The 18,090-nt window shown below is 30.1% G+C and carries 17 protein-coding genes; all 17 read left to right on the top strand.

From position 1 onward, the window contains the following. The first annotated feature begins 27 nt into the window (after window positions 1-27). The 17 genes from QLQ95_RS05165 (at window position 28) to QLQ95_RS05085 (ending at window position 18,079) form a co-directional block, all read left to right on the top strand. Window positions 28-1,419, top strand: coding sequence for a UDP-glucose 6-dehydrogenase (locus QLQ95_RS05165; protein ID WP_482502914.1), 1,392 nt, complete (start codon window positions 28-30; stop codon window positions 1,417-1,419). Between the two features lie 64 nt (window positions 1,420-1,483). After that, window positions 1,484-1,948 carry a UpxY family transcription antiterminator gene (locus tag QLQ95_RS05160; RefSeq protein ID WP_095931480.1) on the top strand — a complete coding sequence of 155 codons (465 nt, stop codon included), beginning with the start codon at window positions 1,484-1,486 and terminating at the stop codon, window positions 1,946-1,948. Between the two features lie 283 nt (window positions 1,949-2,231). Beyond that, the gene (locus tag QLQ95_RS05155; RefSeq protein ID WP_482502913.1) at window positions 2,232-3,521 is read left to right on the top strand and encodes a nucleotide sugar dehydrogenase; all 1,290 of its coding nucleotides are present in this window, start codon (window positions 2,232-2,234) and stop codon (window positions 3,519-3,521) included. A 24-nt stretch (window positions 3,522-3,545) separates the two neighbouring features. Beyond that, a complete protein-coding gene (locus QLQ95_RS05150) occupies window positions 3,546-4,553 on the top strand; it encodes a mannose-1-phosphate guanylyltransferase (RefSeq protein ID WP_095931479.1) in 1,008 nt (335 codons plus the stop codon). A gap of 15 nt (window positions 4,554-4,568) precedes the next feature. Continuing rightward, on the top strand, window positions 4,569-5,615 hold the full coding sequence (gene rfbB, locus QLQ95_RS05145; protein WP_095931478.1) for a dTDP-glucose 4,6-dehydratase: 1,047 nt from the start codon (window positions 4,569-4,571) through the stop codon (window positions 5,613-5,615). Between the two features lie 48 nt (window positions 5,616-5,663). Then, a complete protein-coding gene (locus QLQ95_RS05140) occupies window positions 5,664-8,141 on the top strand; it encodes an SLBB domain-containing protein (protein WP_482502911.1) in 2,478 nt (825 codons plus the stop codon). A 6-nt stretch (window positions 8,142-8,147) separates the two neighbouring features. Beyond that, on the top strand, window positions 8,148-9,224 hold the full coding sequence (locus tag QLQ95_RS05135; RefSeq protein ID WP_095931476.1) for a Wzz/FepE/Etk N-terminal domain-containing protein: 1,077 nt from the start codon (window positions 8,148-8,150) through the stop codon (window positions 9,222-9,224). Window positions 9,225-9,239: 15 nt separating this feature from the next. Then, the gene (locus QLQ95_RS05130; RefSeq protein ID WP_095931475.1) at window positions 9,240-9,641 is read left to right on the top strand and encodes a sugar 3,4-ketoisomerase; all 402 of its coding nucleotides are present in this window, start codon (window positions 9,240-9,242) and stop codon (window positions 9,639-9,641) included. Continuing rightward, window positions 9,634-10,056 (top strand): sugar 3,4-ketoisomerase, encoded by a 423-nt coding sequence (locus QLQ95_RS05125; RefSeq protein ID WP_095931474.1) that lies wholly within the window; start codon window positions 9,634-9,636, stop codon window positions 10,054-10,056. Before QLQ95_RS05130 ends, QLQ95_RS05125 begins: the two co-directional genes overlap by 8 nt. Next, window positions 10,037-10,579, top strand: coding sequence for an acyltransferase (locus QLQ95_RS05120; RefSeq protein WP_172426950.1), 543 nt, complete (start codon window positions 10,037-10,039; stop codon window positions 10,577-10,579). Before QLQ95_RS05125 ends, QLQ95_RS05120 begins: the two co-directional genes overlap by 20 nt. Beyond that, on the top strand, window positions 10,576-11,685 hold the full coding sequence (locus tag QLQ95_RS05115; RefSeq protein ID WP_095931472.1) for a DegT/DnrJ/EryC1/StrS family aminotransferase: 1,110 nt from the start codon (window positions 10,576-10,578) through the stop codon (window positions 11,683-11,685). Before QLQ95_RS05120 ends, QLQ95_RS05115 begins: the two co-directional genes overlap by 4 nt. Before the next feature lie 83 nt (window positions 11,686-11,768). After that, window positions 11,769-12,362: an acyltransferase gene (locus tag QLQ95_RS05110; protein WP_095931471.1), complete on the top strand. Its 594-nt coding sequence runs from the start codon at window positions 11,769-11,771 to the stop codon at window positions 12,360-12,362. Between the two features lie 89 nt (window positions 12,363-12,451). Then, window positions 12,452-13,933, top strand: a complete 1,482-nt coding sequence (locus QLQ95_RS05105; protein WP_095931470.1) for an oligosaccharide flippase family protein — start codon at window positions 12,452-12,454, stop codon at window positions 13,931-13,933. Continuing rightward, window positions 13,933-14,886: a glycosyltransferase family 2 protein gene (locus tag QLQ95_RS05100; RefSeq protein WP_095931469.1), complete on the top strand. Its 954-nt coding sequence runs from the start codon at window positions 13,933-13,935 to the stop codon at window positions 14,884-14,886. The genes QLQ95_RS05105 and QLQ95_RS05100 overlap by 1 nt, the downstream gene beginning before the upstream one ends. Window position 14,887: 1 nt before the next feature. Continuing rightward, entirely contained in the window at window positions 14,888-16,018 is a 1,131-nt protein-coding gene (locus QLQ95_RS05095) for a glycosyltransferase family 4 protein (protein ID WP_095931468.1), read from the top strand. A 10-nt stretch (window positions 16,019-16,028) separates the two neighbouring features. Continuing rightward, complete coding sequence (locus QLQ95_RS05090; RefSeq protein ID WP_095931467.1) at window positions 16,029-16,919, top strand: glycosyltransferase family 2 protein; 891 nt, start codon at window positions 16,029-16,031, stop codon at window positions 16,917-16,919. A gap of 77 nt (window positions 16,920-16,996) precedes the next feature. Then, window positions 16,997-18,079, top strand: a complete 1,083-nt coding sequence (locus QLQ95_RS05085; RefSeq protein WP_172426949.1) for an EpsG family protein — start codon at window positions 16,997-16,999, stop codon at window positions 18,077-18,079. Window positions 18,080-18,090: the final 11 nt, after the last annotated feature.

The following is an 18,090-nucleotide window of genomic DNA, read 5'->3' as shown; positions in this document are numbered from 1 at the left end:
ATTTAAGATCAAGATAAAATAGATCAAATGAAAATTACAAAAATTTGCTGCATTGGTGCAGGATATGTTGGAGGGCCAACAATGGCAGTGATTGCTCAAAAATGTCCTCATATTCAGGTTACGGTTGTTGATTTAAATGAACAAAGAATAGCAGATTGGAATGATCCGAATCCTGAAAATATTCCAATATATGAACCTGGACTTTCTGAAATTGTAGCAGAAGCAAGAAGCAGAAATTTGTTTTTTTCTACAGATGTAGATAAAGCGATAGATGAAGCTCAAATGATATTTATTTCTGTAAATACACCAACCAAGACTTATGGAAAAGGAAAAGGAATGGCAGCAGATTTAAAATATATCGAATTATGTGCTAGACAAATTGCAAGGGTTGCAAAACAAAATAAAATTGTAGTCGAGAAGTCAACTTTACCAGTGAGAACCGCTGAGGCCATTAAAAGTATATTGGATAATACAGGAAATGGTGTTCAATTTCAAATTTTATCTAATCCAGAGTTTTTAGCAGAAGGAACTGCAGTTACAGATTTATTAAACCCTGATCGAATTTTGATTGGTGGAGATAAAACTCAAGAAGGTGAAGAGGCAATTAATTCCTTAGTAGAAGTTTATTCAAATTGGGTAAGCAAAGATCGAATTTTGACAACAAATGTTTGGTCGTCTGAATTGTCTAAACTAACCGCAAATGCATTTTTAGCACAACGTATTTCTTCAATAAACGCGATGTCAGAGCTTTGCGAGAAAACAGGCGCAAATGTAAATGAAGTGGCTAAAGCGATCGGTATGGATAGTAGAATTGGCTCTAAATTTTTGAAAGCTTCTGTAGGATTTGGCGGTTCTTGTTTCCAAAAAGACATATTAAATTTAGTATATATAGCAAAATCATACGGATTAAATGAGGTTGCAGATTATTGGGAGCAAGTGATTATTATGAATGATCATCAAAAAAGAAGATTTTCAAATAAAATTGTTCAGACTTTATATAATACAGTAGCCGATAAAAAAATTACTTTTTTAGGTTGGGCTTTTAAAAAAGACACAAATGATACAAGAGAGTCTGCAGCAATTTATGTTGCTGATGATTTAATAAATGAACAAGCCAAAATCTCCGTTTTTGATCCGAAGGTTTCTAAAACTAAAATGCTAAGTGACTTAGATTATTTAGAAACGAGAGCAAGTGAAAATAATCTTGACGCACTAAGTGTTTTTGATAATGCTTATGAGGCATGTAAAGACGCACATGCGATTGCAATTTTAACAGAGTGGGATGAGTTTACAACTTATGATTGGAAAAGGATTTACGATTCTATGCATAAGCCAGCTTTTATATTTGATGGAAGAAATATTTTAAATGCCAAACAATTAGAATCAATTGGATTCGTTTATAATGGTATTGGAGCATAAATTGGTTTTGTATTTGTAGAATTAAATGGAGTGGAATATGTTGCTTCATCCTAAATAAAAAAAAATGAATTGGTATGTTGTTTATACAAAACCGAAATGGGAAAAGAAAGTAGCAGATAAACTTAATCAGCTTGGAATAGAATGTTATTGTCCATTGATTACTCAAATAAAACAGTGGTCAGACAGGAAGAAGAAAATTGAAACGCCTCTTTTTAATTCCTACGTTTTTGTTCAGTTATCCGATTCAGATCGTAACTTAGTTTTTCAAGTACAAGGAGTAGTTAGGTATTTGTTTTGGTTAGGAAAGCCAGCAATTGTAAAAGATCAAGAAATTGAAATTATTAGAACAAGTTTAAAATCCCCGAATCTAAAGGATGTTTCAGTTTCGACTATTCAGGTTGGAGATAAAATTAAATTAGAGTCCGGTGCGTTTATCAATCAAGATGCAATTGTTCAGGAAGTTTCTAATAATTATTATGTGCTGGTGCTTGAAGCTTTAGGGTGTGTCTTGAAAATAAAATATAAATAACAGCGTTATCCAATAAAAAGTTAACAGAAGAGAAGTCTTTTTTTAGATTTTTTTCTTCTGTTTTTTTTATAAAGTAATTATTTACAGCCTGATTAATAACACATTGTGGGTAAGCGTTTTTTTATTAACAATTTGTTTTTGAGTATTACGGGAAACCGTATTGATTAACTAGAGTTATTATACTATATTTGCGCGAAAATGATTAATTTAGGCATCTGAGTCAGATATTGTGACTTGGAACGGCGAAGCCGTGAATTTTTAAAAGCCTAAAGAAATTAAAAAGATGGAGCTAGAAAAAAATATTAAAATTGCAGTTATTGGTTTGGGCTATGTCGGTTTGCCACTGGCTCGATTGTTTGCAACAAAATATTCTGTAATTGGTTTTGATATAAATGAATCGAGGGTTAGTTCTCTGAAATCAGGAACAGATACAACATTAGAAGTAGAGGATGATGTTTTACAAAGCGTTTTAATAAATAAAACCGATGAAAAAGAAGGACTATATTGTACTACCTCTATAGCGGATATTGCTGAATGTAATTATTATATAGTAACAGTTCCTACACCAGTAGACAAAAACAATAGACCAGATTTAACTCCTCTTTATAAGTCGAGCGAAACAGTTGGTAAAGTTTTAAAAAAAGGAGATATAGTTATTTACGAATCAACTGTCTATCCAGGAGTAACAGAAGAACAATGTGTGCCAGTTTTAGAACAGGTGTCTGGTTTAAAGTTTAATGAAGATTTTTTTGCAGGATATTCTCCAGAAAGAATTAATCCTGGAGACAAGGAACATACAGTTGAAAAAATTTTAAAAGTAACATCAGGCTCAACACCAGAAATAGGTTTAAAAGTTGACGCTTTATATAAGTCTGTAATTACTGCTGGAACCCATTTAGCTCCAACAATAAAAGTAGCGGAAGCAGCTAAAGTTATTGAGAACTCTCAGCGAGACATTAACATTGCTTTTGTTAACGAATTAGCTAAGATATTCAACTTAATGAATATCGATACTCAAGAAGTATTAGAAGCGGCATCTACAAAATGGAATTTTTTGCCATTTAAACCAGGACTTGTCGGCGGACATTGTATTGGTGTAGATCCTTACTACTTAGCACAAAGAGCACAGGAGTTTGGTTATCACCCAGAAATAATTTTGGCAGGAAGACGCTTGAACGATAGCATGGGCGAATATGTGGCTTCACAAATAGTGAAGTTAATGATAAAAAAAGGTATTTCGGTTAATGGAGCTGAGCTGTTAATGCTTGGTATTACTTTCAAAGAAAATTGCCCAGACGTTAGAAATACAAAAATTGTCGATGTTATAAAAGCATTAAAAGATTACGGAATAGTGGTTACTATTTTTGATCCTTTAGCTAATAATGAAGAAGTTAATAAAGAATATAAGCTGGAGACTATTAACTCTCTGCCTGAAAAAGAATTTGATGCATTAGTATTAGGAGTAGCTCATTCAGAGTTTCTTCAAATAGATTTTTCAAGTTTGCAAAAAGAAAAAAGTTTAATTTATGATGTAAAAGGAGTTTTAGGATCTTTGGCAGACAACAGACTTTAGATCTCCTTTTTTATTTAAGAGTATATGAGTTCAGATAAAACGATAACGCACGTAATACTTACTGGAGGAGTTGGAAGTAGACTTTGGCCACTTTCTCGTAAAAGTAGACCAAAACAATATCTTGAAATATTTGATGGTAAATCTTTATTTGAAATGACAGTTAAACGAAACAGTCATTTAGCAAATAAAGTAATGGTAGTTGGGAATGTTGATAATCATCATTTGAGTGGCAAAGTGATGGAAAAAACAAGTACTTCTTACATAAATATTATTGAGGCAACGCCAAGAAATACGGCTGCGGCGATAGCTTTTGCTGCATTTGCATCTGAACCTAATGATATTTTAATAATTACTCCGTCAGATCACATAATAGATCAGATGGAGAATTATAATCAGGCTATCAACGAGGCGGTTACAAAAGCTAATGATGGTTTTATTGTAACTTTTGGGGTTATTCCAACTAAACCAGAAACAGGTTATGGTTATATAGAAGCAGAGGGGGACAATGTAATTTCTTTCCGTGAAAAGCCAAATGAAACTACAGCAAAGGAGTTTATTGCAAAAGGCAATTTTTTATGGAATAGTGGAATGTTTTGTTTTAAAGCAAGTGTGCTTTTAGAGGAGTTGAAAAAATTCCAGCCCGATGTTTATGAAAAATCAAAAACAGTATGGGAGGGAAGTAATGATGGATTTTTAAATTTTGACTTATCTATGGAAATTCCTTCTATCAGTATTGATTATGCAGTAATGGAGCGTAGTAAAAAGATTAAAGTTGTTCCTGCTTCGTTTTCATGGTCAGATTTAGGCTCATTTGAATCAGTATATGATTATTTATATTCTAAAGGACATTCAACAGATTCTAACGGCAACATGGTTATTGGATGTGATAAGCATACCACTTTTCTTGGTTTGAAAAATACTATTTTTGTCTATACAGAAACGGCTAATTTAATTTTGCAAAAAGAAAATTCACAAGATGTAAAAGATATATATAACGAATTGGAAAAACAAAATTCCGATTTATTAAATTAATAAAAAGCATTTAAAATGAAAAAAATTTTAATAACTGGCGGTGCTGGATTTATTGGTTCTCATGTAGTAAGACGTTTTGTAAACAAATATCCGGAATATCAAATTTTTAATTTGGATGCTTTAACCTACGCAGGAAATCTGGAGAACATAAAAGACATTGAGGATAAACCAAATTATACCTTTATTAAAGGAGATATAGTTGATGAAAGTTTTATAAATGACCTTTTTAAAAAACATGAATTTGAAGGAGTTTTACATTTAGCTGCTGAATCACATGTTGATCGCTCGATAGAAGACCCATTAGCATTTGTAAAAACTAATGTTATCGGAACTATGAATTTATTAAATGCGGCTAAAAATCAGTGGAAGGGCAATAATGAAGGAAAAAGATTTTATCATATCAGTACAGATGAAGTGTATGGTTCATTAGGAGCTGAAGGTTTATTTAAAGAAACTACTTCTTATGATCCAAACTCCCCTTATTCCGCCTCAAAGGCTAGTTCAGACCATTTTGTAAGAGCGTATGGAGAAACTTACGGACTTCCATATGTTTTAACTAACTGTTCGAATAATTACGGTTCATTTCATTTCCCCGAAAAGTTAATCCCATTATTTATAAACAATATAATTAATAGTAAACCTCTTCCTGTATATGGAGACGGAAATTACACTCGTGATTGGCTTTTTGTGGAGGATCATGCCATTGCCATAGATTTAGTTTTTCACGAAGGAAAAAATCATGAGACCTATAATATTGGAGGTTTTAATGAATGGAAAAATATTGATTTAGTAAAGCTTCTTTGTAAAATTATGGATCAAAAATTGGGTCGTGAAGCTGGAGATTCTGAAAACTTGATTACTTATGTAAAAGACAGGCCGGGTCATGATTTAAGATATGCAATCGATGCATCTAAAATCAATACAGAATTAGGATGGAAACCTTCGGTTACTTTTGAAGAAGGATTAGAAAAAACTATAAATTGGTATCTTAATAATAAAGAATGGCTTCAAAATGTTACTTCAGGAGCCTATAAAGAGTATTATCAAAAACAATATTCATAAAAAGTATACTTACAATAAATATATCGAAGATAATTTTTCCTGTAAATTATGAAAAAAATAATATACGTTCTTACATTTTCTTTTGCATTAATAACATTTAATGCAACTGCACAAGATTTAATGAAATCCAAAGATTTAAGTTCTGTAAGAGTAGATTACTTATCAGATGATGATTTGACAAAAATTAGCGCTCAGTTAAAAAGTAATAACACAACTATTGAGCAAGTTGAATCAATGGCACTTTCAAAAGGTATGAACCAAGCAGAGTTTAATAAACTTAAGATTAAGCTTAATGATTATGAAAAGAAAAATTCAAAAGATGGTGGAAAAGATAAAAATAAGGATAGTAAATTAAAATCAGGTGATAAGGATTCAGAGTTTGGCAGAAAACAGGAAAAAATTAAAAATGAGAAGATAAAAGATTCTTTGAATGCATTAATTTTTGGATCAGAACTCTTTGATAATCCTACTTTAAATTTTGAACCAGATTTGAATTTGGCAACTCCTATGAATTACATTCTCGGTCCTGGTGATGAATTGCAAATAAGCGTTTATGGTGTTCAAGAATATAATGCTAATGTACCAGTAAGTGTTGAAGGCAAAATAAATATTGATTATGTTGGGCAAATTTCAGTTTCAGGAATGTCTATAGAAGCGGCAACACAAAAAATAAAAGCGGCTGTTGCTAGAGTTTACAGTACCGTTCGCTCTGGGCAATCTCAAGTTAGCATTAGTTTAGGAAAAATACGGACTATAAAAGTTACCATTGTTGGAGGTAAACAGCCAGGGAATTATTCTATTTCTTCGCTAGCAACTGTTTATAATGCTTTACATTTAGCTGGTGGGCCAGGAAAGAATGGGAGTTATAGAAATATTGAATTGATACGAAACAATAAGGTTTACAGGAATATTGACATTTATAGATTTTTAGTTAAAGGAGATCAATCTGATAATGCTACCTTAAAAGAAAATGATGTAATTAGAATTCCTGCATATACACAAAGAGTAACTGTAGAAGGTGAAGTAAAAAGACCAGGGATTTTTGAAATGAAAAATGGCGAAAAATTCTCAGACTTATTGAATTTTGCATCTGGCTTTAATGAATTTGCTTATACTGCTTCAGTAAATGTATTGCAAAAGACAGGAAAAGAATTTAAAGTCCACGATATAAATGAAAGTGAATATAATTCCTATCAACCTCAATCCGGAGATGTTTTTAGAATTACTAAGATTATAAATCGATTTGAAAATCGTATCAAGATTGAAGGGGCTGTTTTTAGACCAGATTATTATTCTTTTACAGAAGGGATGAGGATTTCAGATCTTGTGACAAGAGCAGAAGGATTAAAAGAAGATGCTTATAGTAAAAGAGCAAGAATTATTCGTTTAAGAACAGATTTAACAACAGAAATTGTTAATTTAGATTTAGGAGCCGCTTTGTCAGGTGATTTAAATGAAGATATTGAACTAAAAAGAGAAGATATAGTGACGGTATATTCTATATTAGATTTTAGAGAAGAATATAAAGTAACTATAGATGGGGAAGTAAAAAATCCTGGAGAGTATGAATATTTTGAAAATTTAACTTTAAATGATTTAGTGGTTCAAGTAGGTGGCTTAACTGGTTCTGCTTCAAAAAGAGTTGAAATTGCTAGAATGATTAAGTCTGATGCTATTGATGATGCTGACCCTAAACGTGTAGAATTAGTGGAACTGGAAATAACCGCAGACAATAATGAACAAGTTAAAAATTTTGTTTTAAAACCTTTTGATGTTATTAATATTCGTAGAATGGCAGTTTATGAAAAACCCGAAATGGTTAAAGTTAGTGGGGCTGTTACTTATCCTGGTAAATATGTATTGGCTAATAAAAAAGAGAAGGTTTACAATGTGGTGATGAGAGCAGGAGGTTTAACATCAATTGCAAATTTAGATGGTATGAAAATCAAAAGGCCAATCAAGGAAGAACAGATTGAGCAACTAGAAAGTATAAATCTTAACTACGATAAGAAAGAAACTTCTGAAGAGGGAGTTGATTTAAAGACAAAAGATACTCTCAAGTCTAGATTGTCAAAAAGACTTAGAGATGATTTAAAATATACTACAATTCCTGTAAATTGGGTGAAAATCGTTAAAGATAAAAATCATTATTCTAATGTTACATTATTTCCTGGAGATGAAATAGAAGTTGCTGTCTATAATGAAGGAGTAAAAGTTACAGGAAATGTATTATTGACATCTGAAATTCCATATAGAAATGGAAAAGGATTTAAATATTATATAAATTCTGTTGGGGGAGTAGATAGTAAAGGATGGAAAAGAAAGGCATATATAATATATCCCAACGGAAAAGCAGCAGTGACAAGTTCTTTTTTATTTTTTAGGTCTTATCCGAAAGTAGAGCCAGATTCGCAAATTGTTGTACCAGAAAAGCCTGAAAAGAGAAAGATGAGTGCAGGTGAATGGGCTGGTCTTGGGACAGCATTTGCCAGCTTGGCATTATTAATTGTAACTGCTTTTAAATAAATTTTGATGGAAAATACGGCGACAGAAAGTGATGAGCTCTTGTTTAAGGATGTGTTAGAAAAAGTGAAACAACTTATAGTTTATTTTTTTAATCATTGGAAAATAATTTTTATTGCAGGCTTTATAGGAGGGGGACTAGGGATAGTCTACTCATATATTAAAAAGCCTATTTATACGGCAACATTATCTTATGTTTTAGAGGATGAAAACTCAAATGGCGGGTTAGGTGGTGCATTAAGTTTGGCAGGAACTTTAGGTTTAGGCGTTGGAAGTAATGGAGGAGGAGGAGTTTTTTCAGGATCAAACTTAACAGAATTATTTAAATCTCGTAATATGGTTGAAAAAACCTTATTAATGCCAGTCAAAGTGGAAGGGAAAGAAATTTCGTTAGCTGAGATGTATATTCAAATTAATAAATGGCGTGATGTTTGGAATACACAGCCTAAGTATAAAACTATTCAGTTTCTACCAACTAGTGATCGCAAAAAATTTACAAGAGTTCAGGATAGTATCTTGGGAGTAATTTATAGCAATTTATCAAAAAGTTCTTTATCAATAGAGCAAAAAGATAAAAAAACTGCAATTACATCCATTGAAGTTGCTTCTGGAAATGAATTATTTTCCTTTTACTTTTGTGAAGCACTTGCTAAACAGGTTGGTAAATTTTACATTGAGACCAAGAGCAAAAAAGCTCGTACCAATATGGAGATTTTATATCGGCAAACTGATTCTATTAGAAGAGAATTAAATGGCGCGATACATGGTATGGCTGTAGCCAATGATAATACATTTATGTTAAATCCTGCACATAATGTTCAACGTGCACCATCTTCTCGCAGACAGGTAGATATTCAGACTAACACAGCAATTCTTGCTGAGTTAGTAAAACAATCGGAATTAGCTAAAATTACGCTGAGAAAAGAAACACCTTTAATCCAGGTAATCGATAGACCAATTTTGCCTTTACCCAAAGAAAAATTTGGGAAAACAAAGGGATTGCTAATTGGTGGATTTTTAGCTGTATTTATTAGTTTAATTTTTTTATTATTTAAGAAACTATTTTCTGAAGGGACTTTCAAGTAGCCCCATGCTTATATTATGAAACCATTTATTATTGATTTTCCTAAGATACATGACCCAAGAGGAAATCTTACCTTTCTACAAGGATTGCAACAGATTCCATTTGAGATCAAAAGAACATTTTGGACATATGATGTTCCTGGTGGCGAAGTACGAGGCGGTCATGCATATAATTCTCAAAAAGAAGTGATTATTGCTTTAAGTGGAAGTTTCGATGTTATAATTACTAACAAGGATGGTATAACGGAAAAGTTTTCTCTTAATAGAAGTTATTATGGCTTGTATTTACCAGCAAAAACATGGAGGCATATTGAAAATTTTTCAACAAACTCGCTTGCATTACATATTTCTAGCGAATCATTTTCAAAAGAAGATTATATTAGAGATTTTGAAGAATTTAAAATTTTGAAAGATGTATAATGTATCAGATTGTAAAATAATTGATTTGTCTCAAGTACATAACGACGCTGGTAATATTACAGTTTTAGAGAACAATATAAATATTCCTTTTGCTATAAAGAGAATTTATTATTTATATGATGTCCCTAAAAAGGCAGACAGAGGTGGACACGGACATTATGAGTTGCAACAATATATTGTTGCAGCAAGTGGTTCATTTACATTCGTGCTAGATGATGGTGTCAGTAAGAAAGATTTTTTTTTAAATGATCCATCAAAAGCATTGCATATCCAGCCTGGAATTTGGAGAGAGATTAAAGATTTTTCTAGTGGTTCAATATGTTTAGTTCTAGCTTCACATGAGTATAGTGAATCTGATTATATAAGAGATTACAAAGAATATTTAAAATATAGAAATGATACACCCATTATCTGATGTTAAGTCTACCAACATAGGTATTGATACTGACATATGGCAATTTGTAATTGTGTTAAAAGAAGCTGTAATTGGCAGTAGATGTAATATAAATTGCAATGTTTTGATTGAAAATGACGTATTTATTGGAGATGATGTTACAGTAAAACCAGGAGTGCAAATTTGGGATGGTATCTATATCGGTAATAAAGTAATGATAGGGCCTAATGTAACTTTTACAAATGACAGAATTCCAATTTCAAAAAATAAAAATTACAAAAATGAGAAAACAATAGTTGAAGATTATGTTTCAATTGGTGCAAATTCAACAATTTTATGTGGTATTAAAATAGGTTATAAAACTTTAATAGGGGCGGGAAGTGTATTAACAAAAAGTACTTCTCCATATACTGTATGGTACGGAAATCCAGCAAAGCATACAGGTTATATTACAGACGATTCAATTTTACTAAATTTGAACTTAGTAGATCGCTGTACTGGTGAAGAATATTATTTAGATGGATTTAGACCAATTAGAAAATGATTAAATTTTTAGATTTACAAAAAGTTAATGCCCAATATAGTGATGAACTAAAATCTGTTGCGGCTGAGGTAATTGATAGTGGATGGTATTTATTAGGCGACAGAGTACAAGAATTTGAAAATTCTTTAAAAGATTTTCAAGATGGAGGAAATGTAGTTGCTGTTGCAAATGGTTTAGATGCATTACGTCTTATTTTCAAAGCCTATATAGAATTAGGTATTATGAATGAAGGAGACGAAGTAATTGTTCCTGCAAATACCTACATTGCTTCAGTACTAGCGATTACTGATAATAATTTGGTTCCTGTTTTAGTTGAGCCAAATTTGGAAACCTATAATTTAGATATAGATTTAGTAGAAAGTAAAATTACTTCAAAAACTAAAGCTATTATGGTTGTTCATCTGTATGGAAGGGTTTGTTGGAGTACGGAATTAGAAAATATAGCTAAAAAATATAGCATAAAAATTATTGAAGACAATGCTCAGGCAATTGGTGCAAAATGGAATGGTATAAAAACTGGGAATTTAGGGGATGCTGCTGGATTTAGCTTTTACCCAGGCAAAAATTTGGGTGCATTGGGAGATTCGGGTGCAGTTACGACTAAAAATCCTGAGTTAGCTGAAGTGATACGTACATTGGCGAATTATGGTTCTGCACAAAAATATGTAAATCAGTATCAAGGATTAAACAGTCGTATGGATGAAATACAAGCTGCTTTTTTAACTGTTAAGTTAAAACATTTAGAAAATGAAGCTAAAATTCGTAGAGAAGTGGCATTTGAATATATTAGAAACATTGATAATAAAAGTGTAATTTTGCCAAATTATAATGAATATGAAGAACATGTATGGCATCTTTTTGTTATTCGTGTAAAAAATAGAGATGAACTGTATTCGTATTTGACTGAAAACGGTGTTCAAACATTAATTCATTATCCTATCCCAATTTATAAACAAGAGTGTTACAATTACATGTCGAATATTTCTTTACCAATAACAGAAATTATTCATAATGAAGTTTTGAGCTTACCTATTAGTTCTGTTATTACAAAACAAGAAATTTCAAAAATTGTAGAGCTTTTAAATTCTTATAATAGAATACCTTGATTAAGAAACTTAAAATAATTTTATCAAATCCTTTTTTGATATGTAGATTTATTATATGTAAAATAAAATCTATTTACTATTCTATGTATATAGATGAAGGTAGTAAGGGAAAAATTATTATAAATAATCCTCATATCTCTTTAAAAATTAAAAAAAGTCAAGGATCGAAATTAATATTAAATGGTGATGTTTTTATTAATTCTCACATTGGTGGCACAAATCCAATTATTATCACTTTAGGAGTTAATTCAACTTTAAAGATTGATGGTGATTTTATAATTGGAAATGGTGTCAAATTGATTTTAAGTGATGAGGCCTTTTTATATTTGGGAGGTAAAGATATTGAGTCAGGTTCTGGAATAACAGCAGATTCCGTAATAATGTGTTATAAAGATATTAGAATAGGTAAAGATTTTTTATGTGCTTGGAATGTCTTCATCACCGATTCTGATTGGCATACAATAGAAAATAAACAACATTATGAAAATGTGACTATTGGTAATCATGTTTGGATCGCGAATAATAGTAGTGTTTTAAAAGGCTCTACAATTTGTGATAATTCAATAGTTGCAAGTTTAACCAAAATTAGTAATAAATCATATCCTCCTAATTCAATGTTAGCAGGAATACCTGCTAATATTGTAAAATCAAACATATCTTGGTCAAGAGATATTTGATATATATCACAAATGAGGAATTTGTATTGCAAAACTTACGACCAATGCAAATCATTTTGAAAGCAAAGAAATTCAGTTTGAGTTTTTAGATGAATAATAAAGAAGAAGAAAAGGATGCCCTTAAAGCGACAGGGACAGTTGGAGGAGCTCAAGTTATTAATATATTGATTTCTCTTTTGAGAACTAAAGTCATTGCCTTAATTTTAGGCACTTTTGGAGTTGGGGTAGTTGGAATATTAACTACAGCGACAGACATGATAAGAAACTTTGCAAGTCTAGGTCTTCCATTCAGTGGTGTAAGAGATATTTCAATAGCAAATGCCAAAAAAGATGATTTAGAAATTTCAAGGATTGTTAAAGTATTCAATAAATGGATTTTTATTTCAGCCCTTGTTGGAAGTATTATTACTGTAATATTTTGTCTGCCATTAAGCAGGTTCTTATTTAATAATGATATTTATACTGTTGGAATAGGGTTTTTATCGGTTTCAGTTTTTTTTTCTACATTGGCTGCAGGTTATCAGTCGGTTATGCAAGGTAAAAGAGCTGTTTTATTGATGTCTAAAGCGACTATTGTCGCGAATTTTTTTGGCTCTTTGGTCTCGGTATTATTTTATCTTGTTTTAAAAGATAAAGGAATAGTTCCTTCACTTATCTTAATGGCATTAGTTAATTTTTTAGTTATCTATTTCTTTTATAAAAAATTACGAATTCCAAAATATAAAAAGATTTCAGTTATAGAATCATGGAGTACTGCAAAAGTGATGATTCGGATAGGATTTTTTACTATAATAGTCAGTATTGTTGAGCAATTTGTAAGTCTAGGCTTAAGAGCTTTTTTGTCTAATAAATCGGGAATAGACGGGGTTGGACTTTTTACAGCTGCAAATACAATTGCAACAATGTATCTGTCAATTGTGTTAAACTCTATGGCGAGTGATTACTACCCAAAATTATCTTCAATACATGATGATAATCATAAGTTAGGCGCAACTGTTAACAATCAACTTTATATTGTTCTATTATTGGCATCACCTATTATTATTGGTATGGTTGGGTTTGCGGAAGTAGCGATTAAGATTTTATATTCAAGTAAATTTTTAGGAGCTGTTTCAGTACTAAAATGGCAGATAATTGGAGATTTCTTTAAAATTATTGCTTGGCCATTTGGATTTGTTTTTTTAGCAAAAGGCCTAGGTAAACTCTTTGTTTTTAGTAATGTTTCTTATACGATTATTTATATTGCAAGTGTATATTTAAGTTGGGACAAATTTGGGTTTTTATCAATAGGATTATCTTTTTTCATTGCTCAGTTTTTTTTGATGGTTTTTATATGTCTATATAGTAATTTTCGATTTGGTATAAATATTTCTTCTAAAAACATAAAAGTTGTAATTGTAATGTTTTTTCTTTTAGCAGTTTCCTTTTGTTCTCATGAATATTTTACAGGACCTTTACGTTTAATGATTTCTGTTATTGCATTGATTTTTTCTATTATCTACTCTATATATAATTTAAGTTTAATAATGGATGTAAAAATGCTTATAAGCAGAATAATAAGAAGAAAATAATGTCAACAAAACCTCTTATATCAGTTGTTATACTTTGTTATAACCAAGAAGCTACAATAGCACGTACAATTGAAAGCGTATTACAGCAAGAAACAAACTATAGCTTTGAAATAATTATTGGAGAAGATGCATCCCCAAATGATAACACACGACTAATTTGTAAACAATATGCGGAAAAGTATCCTGATATTATTCACCTTATGGATAAACAACCAAATAAAGGTCTGTTGAAAAATTATATTGATTGCATACAGAAGAGTAGGGGTAGATATTTAGGAGTTTGCGCTGGTGACGATTGGTGGCATAATCCTCATAAACTGGAAATGCAGGTTCAATTTTTAGAAAAAGACAATAGTTTTGGATTAGTTTTTACTGATTATAGAATAGTGAATGTAAATAATAATGTTGAAGTTTTTACAAGTTCAAAGCCAATTATTGTTGACGAAAAAAAGATGTATTTAAATTTACTAAAAGGTAATTTTATTTCAGCGGGAACAGTAATTTTTAGAAAAGAAATTTTCTCTAAATATATAAACTTTGATAAGTTTATATCACTTGGTTTTGTAATGGAAGATTATCCTATGTGGTTAGAGATGATACAACATACAAAGTTCAAATATATACCTGTAGAAACCATAACTTATACTGTAGCAGAAGGATCTCTAAGCAACAATAAAAGCAACTACGAGAAAACTGAAAAATTTGAGAATGCAGTGTTCGATATAAAAAAGCACTTTTTAAGCAAATATTCAACTAATGATATTACTGTTAAAAAACTTCAAGAATTGCACCATAATTTTTTAGCAACTAATTTTATTAAGGAAGGACATTTTGAGAGAGCTAAATATCATTCGAATTTCTTAGTTAGAACAGGACTCAAGGGGTTTGTGAAATTTTTAATATGTAATACTCCTTTCGTCAAATTGTATTCAAATTATCTTAATAAAAGTTAAAATGGATAGAGATATTAGATTTTTGACCATTTTTACTCCTTGCGAAAATATCCATCTAATTAAAGACATTGGTATGATTCCATATGTTCTTTATAAAGAATTTAATTATAATTCTACTGTAGCAAGTTATAATAACGGTGAGTATCCATACCTACAAACAGATGTTAAAGGATTAAAACAAGTCTTTATAAAAAAAGTTTTTAAGAGTGAGTTCCTAAATTCGTTAAATTTCATACTTTTTAACTTTAGAAAATTTGATATTTTACAGGTTTATCATTTTTCACTAAAACATGTCTTATTGTTGTATGCGTTTAAGATTCTCAATTTTAGAAATAAAAAAGCGAGAGTTTTTCTGAAGATGGATGTGAATGATTCAATTAAAGATTGGAAATTTACTTTTATAAAAAGAAAAATTTATAAATTTCTTCTAGAAAAAATTGATTTACTTAGTTTAGAAAGTAAGAAACTTAATGATTTTGCTTTAAACAATAATATTTTTGGGAACAAAATTAAATATATCCCTAACGGCTTTTATGATTATGGAATAAGGAAAGATATCAAATATGCCAATAAGGAGAATTTAATTATAACAGTTGGTCGTATTGGATCATTTGAAAAAAATAATGAAGTGCTTCTTGAAGGTTTCAAAGAATTTTCTAAATTAAATGATAAATGGAAACTTGAAATTATAGGTCCAATTGAGGAAAGTTTTATAGCTTATATTAATAGTTTCATGAAAAATAATCCAAGTCTAAAAGATAAAGTTTCGTTCACAGGAGCGATTTCTGATCGAAAAGCTTTAGATGATAAATATAAAAAAGCAAAGATCTTTGTATTGACATCAATCTCGGAAGGTTTTCCATTAGTATTTCTTGAAGCTATTAAGTCTGGATGCATAATTGTATCTACTGATTTAAATACTGCTCACGATGTTACTGATGATGGAAGATTAGGTAGTATTTTTCCCATTGGTGATCATGTTGAGTTATCGAAAATTCTAAATGAAAAGGCATGTGACGAACAAAAGTTGTCTGAAGATTGCTTATCCATTCAAAACTTTGCTTACGAAAATTTTTATTGGAAAAATATTTGTCATAATATAATCACATTAATGCATTGCAAAACTAATTAAGAAATTGTAAATGAATGTTTCAATTATAATAGTAAATTATAATACTAAGGATTTGTTATCTAATTGTATTGGATCAATTTACAGTAATACAAAAGATGTCGACTTTGAAATCATCATTGTCGATAATGCTTCAATAGATGGCTCACAGGAGCTTATAAAAGAAAAATTTCCTGAAGTTGTTCTTATTGAGTCAGAAGTAAATTTAGGCTTTGGAAAAGCTAATAATTTAGGAGCAGAATTTGCTAAGGGTGATTACTTATTTCTTTTGAATTCCGACACTATTTTGCAAAATAATGCAGTTTTTTACTTTTTAGATTTTTATAAAAAAAATAATAATTTAAATATAGGATGTCTGGGAGGTATGTTAGTTGATGAAAATGGAGAAATTATTCATTCAGCAGAGCAGTTCCCTTTAAAAAGGACGGTAATATTTAAGATAATAAATAATTATTTATCTAAATTATTTAAATATCCATATAAATTGGATATTATAAAATTTGATAATAATCGATATGTTGAAGTAGATTACATCACTGGAGCTGACCTTTTTTTGACAAAGGAACTATTTTTAAAAGCCGGAAAATTCGATCCAGTTTTTTTTATGTACTTTGAAGAAACAGATTTGCAACTACAGATACATAAATTAGGATTAAAGCGTTATTTAATTAAAGAGCCCAAGATAATACATCTCGAAGGAGCAAGTGTTGCTGAAGAAGATTTTTCAGCAAAGAAAAGAATGATGATCAACGATGGGATGTTTAAATACTTCAAAAAGAATTCTTTTATCTTAAGTTATTATTTATTTAGGTTTGTCTATTTAATTGTGAGGTTACCTATTTTATTAGATAAGAGATTAACACTGAAAGAAAAATCGCAGTTTTTTTTCTCATTGGTTAGTTAAATTACGTAAACTGATTTAACTAAATATTGTTTGAAGTTTAAAATAATTAAGCATTGGGGATCTACATAATTTTATTTTTGATACTAGTCACTCTAAGTTTTACTGATTACGTTCGCTTTGATAAAAACCAAAGGAAAATATTTTTGGTAACAGGGGCGTGTGTATTTTTCCTAATTTTCTGGGCATTTGCCAGTTTAAGATGGGAATGCGGTACAGATTGGGAATCTTATTTTGATACATTCTATTATTTTTCTGATGCCCATACTGTAAATTTTGAACCAGGCTATATTGTTTTAGCGGGTCAAATTAGGCAATACACATCAAATTACACTGTTTTTCTTACTATTTTTTCCTTTTTATGTTTGACTTTTAAATTTTCCTATTTCTATAAATTTCATAAAGAGTTCTTTTTTACACTTATTTTATTATATTTTTGCTATTACTTTGCTGATATATTTGCAGTACGTCAAAATTTGGCAATTTCTTTGACATTATTTAGTACCATTTTTATTATAAGAAGACAACCTTTTTATTTTGCTTTATTTGTAATATTAGCATCATCAATTCACTATTCTTCAATACTATATTTTTTGGCTTATTATATTTATTGGACTAAAATCAGTGACAAAACTTTTTATTACTTAGTAGCATTTTGTGTAGCATTAGGATTAATTGGAATAGGCACATTAATTTTAGACTTAGTGTTAAGAGTTTTAGGAATTGATGGTTTTATAGGAGCAAAAATAAATAATTATCTTAATGAAGATAGTGAAGTATTGAATACAACTAATAATCCAATTGTAATGTATTTACTTGGTGTCACAAAGAGACTCTTATTTATACCTTTTTTTATTTTCGTAAAAAATAGATCCAAAGGCAACTTTTTGTACTTTCAAGGTTATTTTAACCTTTATATGATAGGGAATTTGACATATTTTGTTTTTGCAAAAGATTTGGCTGTATTTGCAAGAGCATCTGTTCCTTTTCTTTTCTTTGAAATTTTTTTAATAGGATATTCGCTGTCTTTCTTTAAAACTAGAAAAATGATGTTATTAACGGTATTTGCCGTAGTTATTTTTTTCTCTTGGACTAGATTTAATGCTTTAGTTAATTCCTATTACAATCTTTATGTGCCTTATAATTCAATTTTTAATAAATAAGCAAACTATTT

Source organism: Flavobacterium sp. B330r (assembly GCF_056824325.1).
The sequence above is the reverse complement of the archived record's forward strand: the minus strand, read 5'-3'. Positions and strand labels throughout refer to the sequence as shown.